Annotated in this window: 1 protein-coding gene and 5 pseudogenes; 5 read left to right on the top strand and 1 reads right to left on the bottom strand. The window is 58.8% G+C overall.

Going from position 1 to position 4,653, the window contains the following annotated elements:
* Positions 1 to 121 precede the first annotated feature (121 nt).
* Positions 122 to 501, top strand: a pseudogene (locus G3O00_RS40080) (integrase core domain-containing protein); the annotation flags it as partial.
* A gap of 280 nt (positions 502 to 781) precedes the next feature.
* Here the strand turns inward: G3O00_RS40080 and G3O00_RS40075 are convergent.
* A pseudogene (locus G3O00_RS40075) lies at positions 782 to 1,411 on the bottom strand (helix-turn-helix domain-containing protein); the annotation flags it as partial.
* Between the two features lie 200 nt (positions 1,412 to 1,611).
* On the opposite strand from G3O00_RS40075, the pseudogene G3O00_RS43710 reads away from it, so the two are divergent.
* From G3O00_RS43710 to G3O00_RS40055, 4 genes and pseudogenes are all read left to right on the top strand, one after another.
* Positions 1,612 to 1,734, top strand: a pseudogene (locus G3O00_RS43710) (integrase); the annotation flags it as partial.
* A 145-nt stretch (positions 1,735 to 1,879) separates the two neighbouring features.
* Positions 1,880 to 2,143, top strand: a pseudogene (locus tag G3O00_RS40065) (transposase); the annotation flags it as partial.
* 320 nt (positions 2,144 to 2,463) lie between these two features.
* Positions 2,464 to 4,323, top strand: a complete 1,860-nt coding sequence (locus G3O00_RS40060; protein ID WP_206146301.1) for a hypothetical protein — start codon at positions 2,464 to 2,466, stop codon at positions 4,321 to 4,323.
* Between the two features lie 75 nt (positions 4,324 to 4,398).
* Positions 4,399 to 4,653 (top strand): annotated as a pseudogene (locus G3O00_RS40055) (phage integrase family protein); the annotation flags it as partial.

Here is a 4,653-nt window from a genome sequence, read left to right as displayed (position 1 = left end):
AAGCGCACCGCCTCCACCTTGAATTCCTGCGTGTATTGCCTTCTCGGCACCACGTTCTCTGCCATTCTGTTCTCCATACAGTCAAAAAGTTATCAAACTTCTTGCTGTACGTGGAATCGAGACAGGGGCATCGTTGAGGTGCTGTCGCAACTGGTCAGCCTGCACGGTGCACCGCGTTACCTACGTTCGGACAACGGGCCGGAATTCGTGTCACGGGCGATTCTGAAGTGGGCAGCAGACAACGGCATGGACATGGCGTTGAGCGATCCCGGCAAGCCCTGGCAGAACGGCGCGGACGAGAGCTTCAACGGCAAGTTGCGAGACGAATGCCTGAGCCTGGAATGGTTCAGGACCCGGCCAGAGGCGAAGGTCGTGATCGAGCAGTGGCGGCGTCACTACAATACGATCCGGCCACATTCGAGCCTGGATTACCTGACGCCCAACGAGTTCAAGCAGCGGTATTGTTCAACTGAAGCAATCGAGGCCGTTCTCCAAGATTAAAACGGTCCGAAGAACTCAGGCAGGTCACCTTCCTGGAAGAGGCGTTTGGTAGCTGGTTGGGTCGAATCGCGGCGCGGTATCAGACGAGCGTAGACTTGATCTGGGAATCGGGCACAGGCGTAGCGATGCCTAGCCTGACCAAGGCCGGCTGGATCCTCTTTCCCCCAGTTCCATCCCCAACCCTGAGCCGTCTATCTCGCGTTGCGCGACTCAACGACGGCATTCTGAGCATGATCCAGACACCGCATGAGTGGGTCTTCGACCAGAAGTACTTGGTGTATTCGATGCGCTCGGCGACACCCTCAGGAAGCTGCTCGAAGAAGGCGCGGGCCGTCTCGCGTGAGCGCCCCGATCCAATCCAGAGCACCTGCCGGCCGATCGGATCGACCACCACCGTGGCATACCGATGGCCTTTATGGAGTGCAAACTCGTCCATCGCCAAATAGCGGATCGTCGACCAGTCCGGCTCAGCCACACGCGCTTGCAAGCGCATCTTGTCGATCGATTTGACCGTGTGCCAGCCCAGATCGTAGAAGGCCGCCACTGCCTGTACGCTGGCCGCTTGCAGCAGTTTCTCGCAGGCCTTGGCAAATCGCTCCGTCACTCGCTGGTAACGGCCCAGCCACGCCAGCTTCTCCAGTCGCGGACCGCCGCAGCGTTCGCACCAGACCCGGCGGCGCGGGACGTGCAGCACCACTCGGTACTCGAACAGCGGCAGATCGCGCACGCGACGAACCGTCGTCTCGTGGATCTGCTGGCAACGTGCCCCGCATTGTTCGCAGTACATCACCTTGCTGACTGGTTTCAGATACAGCGAGAGCGTGTGGCTTTCGCCTTCCGGCCATTCCACCCGCTCCAACCGATAGCCGGTCCAGCAGCCCAGTGCCTGAAGTGCCTTGCGATCGAGCAATTGCTCCTCCTGACGTCCTTAAAGTCAGGCGTCAGGTTACGCAATCCCCCTCAAACGCTCCGCGGTTTCCCGCGATGAACCATTTATTTCGCGGTACGCAAGCCTATGATTTTTTCGGAAATTTTCAGATTCCGCGTCGATGCCGACCTCTGAAGAGACATTTTTACTTCGCAAACGGTGATAACTTTGCTTCGGTCTACGCCGAGATGACGACCGTGCGCGACAACCTGCGCCACGCATCGATCGCAGCGACCTATATCTACCTGCAGAGTGACGAAATCAAACGCGCCCGGCAGATGGACCAAGCGTTCGCCGCACCATAACCGGACACCTCAAAATAAGCGCATCGGAAATGCTTCGCATTCGAAGACAATTTCTTCGTGTTTAGGTCGCTTGCATGCGACTACTTGCCACATCATAAGATCCCGTTCTCGCCGGGAACATCCGCGAAACCAATGTGCCTGGCGAGATCGAGGCTACGATTCCACGCGCCACCGTCGTGCGCTGCGTGAGCGCGGCATCAGGCCCGTGATCGCGAAGCGTCGGACCGAATACGGTGGCGGACTCGGCAAGTATCGTTGGGTGGTCGAACATACGCACTCCTGGCTCCATAATTTCCGTCGTCTACGCACGCGCTTCGAACGACTTGTCGACATTCACGAAGCATTCTTGGAACTTGGCTGCTCGCTCGTCTGCTGGAACATCTTCAGGCTAGCTGAGCAAGGTTTTTGAACTGACCTCTAAGGCACGCTGATATGTTCACGATTCCCAGCAATCGCTCTATAAATTTCGTCACCGTCGTTGATTCGACCGCGGATGACAATCATCCTGCTCACTCGACGACGCAGCCCGCCAGGCGCGATTCCACCACGAATTCTCGTTCCCAGTTTGCGGACCTGCCGAAACTCGCATCTGCCAAAAGCGCAGCGACCAGTACCGCCGACAACACGTCTACTGCCCGCGCGAGGTGGCATGCAGTAGCATCACGGACCATCGAGCAGGTGCGGTCGAACGACCCCGAGTTGAAGCGCAGGGCACGGACGAGAGAGCTGTTGGACACGCTTATCGAAGGCGTCCCGCACCTGCGTGAGCAGCAGCAAGCGGCAAAAGCCGATTACCTTCAGCGGGCCGCTGCGCTGATGTCAAAAGGTGAGTATCGATTGCCAGCGATTTTCTCCGGGGACGTGACCCGCGATGCGGCTGGTCACGTCCACTGTACCGACAAGGCCGTCGAGGCGATTTTGCGCTTTGTACAGGCTAGGTACCCCGAAAAGTTCGCTGCACTGCAATTGCCGCCGGACGGATGCCGACTTGGCCTTCCGTTGGACAACGCAATTTTTGCCAAGACGTCCGCATTCGAGCACGGTTGCAAGGTGTCCGGGCTGACAATGGAAGACGGGGAGCAAGTCAACGCCGACATCAATTTGACGGCTTACTCGACCCGACAAGCAATCAAGAAAGGGGTGCAGGGCTTCGGGAGCGACGCGCGGCTTAAGCCGCACACGTCGCAGGCTGCGGACGAGGCAGCCCGATCTGATGAGGCCATTGCGTCGCCGCACGGCGGTCTAGAGCCCCCGGGAGATCTGCAGCTTGCTACCCTCGGGGGAAATCGAGCGTCGGCTGACACCGCACCGGATGTGGGCTTCCATCCATTCCAGTTCCTGCAAGAAATCCACTATGCGGTTGAATCTGATCACGCGCCATTGAAGAAACTGGTCGAAGATTGCCTGAACGAAGCTGATTCGGCAACGCTTGAGTTGCGTGGGCGCCTCGGGGCTCAGTCGATCAACTCGGTCATCAACCAGAAGGCGTTCACCAAGGAAATCGGCGTCGCCATGTTTGCCAGCCTGGCGGTCAGTGGTGGTCTCACCTATGCACTCGACGGCGTGGCGTGGAAGGCATTGGTGGCGGCTACGGCCAGCGCGTATGGGAAGGAGCATGCAGTCACGCGAATCGTTCGCGTTATCGCGGATTCAGTGACGCCGCTGATAGCCGAGACGGTCGATTCGTTAATCGTCAAACGACTGCTCGGCACGTTTCAGGGTGAACGACTCTTGCCAGAGTCTGTCGATGAATTCCTCGATGACCTCAAGGATTCCGTGGTCTCGGGGGGCATTGCGGCAGTGGGGTCAATTGCGAACAACGCGGCTGCACTGGACAGATCGATAGGCATGTTGCCCGTTCAGGCGTTGACGAACCAGGTGGCGTCATCCACTTCCGGTGCCATGGTGCCGCGGGAAATTGCCAACGCGCATGATGAGATGGCTGCTGGCGTAACACAAAAGATGAACGAAGGCTTTTTCCCCGTCCCGGAAGTGAACAATACACCGGCGACGAGCGTGTCGGAAGCGAAGGCCGCGCTACGGACTCAAATCAAATCCGACACGCAGTCCACGCTGGAAGCGGCACCAGGCTGGGGGATGGCAGTGAACTCGATGGGCATCGGCTCCGTGCTGAGTTTCACGGCCGGCTTCCTTCCGGTCGACATTCCGGCCCGTCTGGGACTCGTCAACGATTCCGTGCAGAAAATCGCCTCGATCATGGTCAATACTCCCACGGAGATCCTGAGTCTCGGTACCAACATATTGACCGCCAATCATCTGGGAATGGGAAGCTGGATGACGACCGACACGGAGAAAGACAGGCAAATGATTAGCCTTATCGTCGACAAGGCGATCCAGCGAATCAGGAGCAATGATCCTAGTCGTAGCATCCACATTACCGAGGCAGAATTGAGGGCTATCGAGCATCCCAAACTTGCGCTTACCCAGCCTGCCGGGAGAGCTATCGTCAACGTGATGAATCACACGGCTGACTTCCTAGCAGATGGGTGGGCGCGCATGTTGAGGCAGCCCCAACCGGTTAAGCAGAGCGAATCAGTCAGCCTGGACAATGTGGGAATGGAGGCCTGATGTTCGGAATGACTTTGGTGCCTGCTTACGGGTCAATGCCAATCCCACAGTGCTCGTCGTCCGCACCGTTGTGAGAAAGGCTCCGCCGTGCTGACCGAGCACCTGGAGGCGTCGATCCACAAGTACGGCGAGTCGGGCCTCACGCCGGTGTCGTTGGAGCTGATCGAGCAGGCCGCCGGCAGCTGGGCCAAGGCGATGCCGGCGCCCGGCCACGCGATCGCCCGCTGGTTCCGACCGCTTGCGCGCAGCGCCTCGCTGACGTCAAAGTGCACACGCTCGGCGAACTCATCACGCACTGCAACCGGCGCGGCGGCAGCTGGTGGCGCTCAA

This window comes from Burkholderia sp. Ac-20384 (assembly GCF_017104605.1).
Lineage (GTDB): Bacteria > Pseudomonadota > Gammaproteobacteria > Burkholderiales > Burkholderiaceae > Burkholderia > Burkholderia lata.
This window is presented reverse-complemented; position numbering and strand designations above follow the sequence as displayed.